The sequence below is a fragment of the Enterobacter sp. PGRG2 genome, assembly GCF_030291195.1.
Classification (GTDB): domain Bacteria; phylum Pseudomonadota; class Gammaproteobacteria; order Enterobacterales; family Enterobacteriaceae; genus Enterobacter_D.
In genome coordinates this window covers 3,798,628-3,801,771 of sequence record NZ_CP127837.1, presented here as the reverse complement: position 1 = coordinate 3,801,771, position 3,144 = coordinate 3,798,628, and the positions used below count along the sequence as shown (strand labels likewise).

Annotated in this window: 3 protein-coding genes and 1 pseudogene; 2 read left to right on the top strand and 2 right to left on the bottom strand. The window is 56.0% G+C overall.

Annotated elements, in window-relative coordinates:
* Together QRD42_RS16975 and QRD42_RS16970 are read right to left on the bottom strand one after the other, a co-directional pair.
* Positions 1 to 260, bottom strand: a 260-nt coding sequence (locus QRD42_RS16975; protein WP_321987673.1) for a hypothetical protein, incomplete at its 3' end; no start/stop codon positions are given.
* Between the two features lie 142 nt (positions 261 to 402).
* Positions 403 to 1,295: pseudogene (locus tag QRD42_RS16970) on the bottom strand (LysR family transcriptional regulator).
* Between the two features lie 98 nt (positions 1,296 to 1,393).
* Between QRD42_RS16970 and QRD42_RS16965 the strand changes: the two are divergent.
* Both QRD42_RS16965 and QRD42_RS16960 read left to right on the top strand, forming a co-directional pair.
* Entirely contained in the window at positions 1,394 to 1,921 is a 528-nt protein-coding gene (locus tag QRD42_RS16965) for a GNAT family N-acetyltransferase (RefSeq protein ID WP_321987672.1), read from the top strand.
* Positions 1,922 to 1,962: 41 nt separating this feature from the next.
* Complete coding sequence (locus QRD42_RS16960) at positions 1,963 to 3,126, top strand: MFS transporter (RefSeq protein ID WP_321987671.1); 1,164 nt, start codon at positions 1,963 to 1,965, stop codon at positions 3,124 to 3,126.
* The last annotated feature ends 18 nt before the right edge of the window (positions 3,127 to 3,144 follow it).

Below are 3,144 nucleotides of genomic sequence, written 5' to 3'. Positions count from 1 at the left end.
GTATATGGAAGAATGTGCACCATGTTGGCTGCCAGCGGATACACCCCAAGCCCGCGCGTTGTATTTTTAAGTTCATCCAGAGTCGCCCCTTCTTCAGGCATTTTACCTCCCCACACTGTCACACCTTCAGGTACTTCGCCCGGACGATTTTTGTTTTCATCGCTGATCTCAATAGTTTCGCCATTGTCCAGGGTGATAATCAACGATGTGACGTCAAGTTGTTGTGTCGTCCCATTTTCATTTTTAGCTGTTACTTTCATTTAAACCTCTCTGGTATGTCCTTAGTTCTGAATCCGCAAAGGCATCGTTATTAATTATTACCACCATAAATATCTCAGAGGACTAAACGGCAATCGATCCTTCCGCACAATGCAGGGAGCGGATCAACGTTTCCAGATATATTTAAGTGAAACTGGCGCTCAGTCTTTTCAGTACTGCTTTGATTCCCCTGCTGACAATCCGATCTTCCCGTATTACCGTCCCGAGCGTGCGATGCAGGGCAGGTGCCATTGAATACACACTCAGCCCCCGGCTTTCTTCCGGACTTTCAACCGACATGCGGGGAACGATGCTGTAGCCCAGACCGGCGCGTACCATCCTTTTAATGGCTTCAATACTGCCCAGCTCCATTACGGGGCGGGCAACCTGTCCGGCATCCCGAAACCACTCATCAATCAGGGAACGGGTTCCGCTTCCGGGTTCAAAGATAATCAGCGGCAGGGATAAAAGATCGTTCGCAGACAGCGGTTTTATATTCTGCTCTGCGGGATCCTTTTCCAGGATGATCACAAACTCTTCCGTTCCGAGCGGTGTAATACTCAGGCACTTGCCTGCCGCTGGCAGGGTGACCAGGCCAATATCTATGCGATTTTCCTCCACACCCCGCACGATATCTGACGTATTGCCGGTACGTACGTCCACTTTCAGCAGGGGATGCGTCTGTCGCAGCTCCTGCAGTAAAGGGGGGGGAGGAGATGAATGCAGGCCGTTGCGCCTGTCCCCACAGTCACGGTACCGGTGATATCGTCTGAATGCAGGGACACGGATTCCACCGCTGCACCGACAGCAGCGTCAATTTTTATGCAGTGCTCACAGAGAGTGATCCCGGCAGGCGTGGGCTTTATCCCCCGGCTGGTTCGCTCTATCAGCCGGACCTGCAGCGCCTGCTCCAGCTGCCTTATCTGCAGGCTGACGGCAGGCTGCGACAGCCCGAGCGCTTCTGCCGCCCCGGAGAAGGTGCCCCGGCTGATTACCAGTCTGAAGGTAGTCAGGTGGTCGAGATTCAGGATTGCCATGCCAAAGTTTTCCTTATACCGCTGATAAGTCCCACGATCTGTCTGAATATAGTTATCCGGGTTAGTCTCCGTTTCTGACCGGAACAGGAGCCGTACCGATGAAAATAACTGAAGCAGATGAACAACATCTTCCCGGCATTCAGCGGGTTTATGCTTATCACGTATTACATGGCACCGCCACTTTTGAAACCAGACCGCCAGATGTAACTGAAATGATGGCCCGTCTGAATAAGGTGCGTGCCGCAGGGCTGCCCTGGTTTGTGGCGATTGATGAAGGGCAGGTCCGGGGCTACTGCTACCTGTCTTTTTACCGTGAACGCTATGCCTACCGCTTCACCCTTGAAGACTCCGTATATATTGACCCCTTGTTTAAGGGGCAGGGGATCGGCAAACAGCTGTTGTCCCGTGCGATAACCTGGGCTGAAAACCGTGGCTTTCGCCAGCTTGTGGCGGTGGTGGGTAACAGCGAGAATACCGCCTCTCTTGCACTGCATCGTTCCGCGGGGTTGAGCATCACCGGCACGCTCAGATCGGTGGGATTCAAACACGGGCGCTGGCTGGATACGGTTATCATGCAGCGCACCCTCGGGCAGGGCGACGCCACCTTTCCGGAATATGCAGATTGAGTGGCGGACGGCTAACGGGCCGCACCGTTTTTTGCATCGGCATGACGCAGCTGATTAACTGGGGAATTACCTTCTACATGCCGGGAGCGTTCGGCACGGCTGTTATGGCGGAGACGGGCTGGTCTGCAGTGGTGACGTTTTCAGGGCTGACGGTGGCCATGCTGGTTATGGGACTGGTATCGCCCCTGACCGGCCTTTTTATGGCGCGCGCTGGCGGGCGTACGATGATGATGGCAGGAACACTTTGCATCTCTGGCGGATGTCTCCTGATGGCTTTAACGCATTCTGCCGCGATGTGGATTGCCGCCTGGGTCCTGACAGGTGCCGGGATGCGCTTTGCCCTGTATGACGCTGCGTTTGCACTACTGGTGGCAATGGCAGGAGTCCACGCCCGCCGGTCCATCTCTCTGGTCACCCTGCTGGGCGGCCTCGCTTCAGCGGTGTTCTGGCCTGTGGGTGCGGCCCTGTTGCGCATCACCGACTGGCGGCATGCCGTTTTCATTTACGCTGGCGCAGGGCTGGTTAGCCTGCTTTTTCTTTGCGCTGTTCCCTCAAACGGCAGGCCTGCGCTTCCCGTTGCCGCTCCGTCAGATGCCGGAGAGGGAAGGGCAACGGAAAACCGGCGGACGATGATCAGCGGATTCTGGTACGCGACGTTGATTGCCCTGCTGAGCTTTGTGTCAACCAGTGTGTCCACGCACTTTCCACAGATACTGGCCGCTTATGGAATGCCGGCCCTGGCGGGGATGCTCTGGGGCGCAGGCCAGGTCGGGGCCCGCTTGCTGGACGTGGTGTCCGGCGCACGCATCAGTGCGCTACGCCTGAATCTCATTACCGGTATCGCGTTGCCGCTCTGTTTTCTGACAGGCCTGGCGGGGCATTTTACCCCGGCAGCAACGGCGGTGTTCGTTCTGGGTTACGGCGCCGTGAACGGGCTGAGCACGGTAGTAAAGGCTGCACTTCCCCTTACTCTGTTCGGTTCAGAGCACTATGCCCGGAAAACAGGCATCCTGCTGTCCCCGGCATTTTTTCTTGCGGCTCTGGCACCGTCGGCGTATGCCTTTCTGCTTGAGCGCGCTGGCATTCCCGGCACGTTGCTTGTCTCTGTTGTTCTGGGGCTGCTTGTCACGATGGTTTCCGTGATCCTCTGGCTTCGCCATCCGGATCCGGTTACGTTGAAAACGTCCTGTATAAGGAAGCTTTGATTTTGTGTGAAAACGCTG